Origin of the sequence: Pseudomonas sp. PDM15 (genome assembly GCF_014851565.1) — a bacterium.
Taxonomy (GTDB): domain Bacteria; phylum Pseudomonadota; class Gammaproteobacteria; order Pseudomonadales; family Pseudomonadaceae; genus Aquipseudomonas.
In genome coordinates this window covers 1-452 of the sequence record NZ_JACVAA010000028.1, presented here as the reverse complement: position 1 = coordinate 452, position 452 = coordinate 1, and the positions used below count along the sequence as shown (strand labels likewise).

1 protein-coding gene is annotated in these 452 nt (G+C 58.8%); it reads right to left on the bottom strand.

What is annotated here, in order from left to right:
• A partial coding sequence (locus IB232_RS23390) for a DUF1302 family protein (protein WP_412547757.1) occupies positions 1-422 on the bottom strand: 422 nt, incomplete at its 3' end.
• Positions 423-452: the final 30 nt, after the last annotated feature.

The window sequence follows — 452 nt, the reverse complement described above, 5'->3', positions numbered from 1 at the left end:
TGGTTGTAGCCCACCTCGCCGATTACAGTAAGACGCGTTGCCTTCAGCACCTGGTCAAAGGTCTGCGTCAGCGACACCTGCGCCTGAGTCACTGGCTTGCGCTGATAGCCCTGGATGTACTCGTTGGGCCGCCCCGAGGTTTCCAGCTGCGTCGGGAGAAACGCCCCGAGGTTGTACGACGTAGTGGCCAGATCAAAGGCATTGAGTTGCAGAGGCTGATTGGGGCGATAGCTCACTTCCCCAGCCAGGCTTGCCGAGCCGGCGTTGGTCTGGAAGCTCAATCCATACAGCTGAATGTCTTCTGGATACTCGATCCGGTAACCCGTGTCGGCGGCCCCGAATGCCGGAGCTGCCAGCGGATTGGCCGTAGTGGTGTACATGCTGGTGAAGGGATTTCGGCTGTGATACTTCATCGCGTACAAGCCGAACTCGGTGCTGTTCAACTCCTCAGC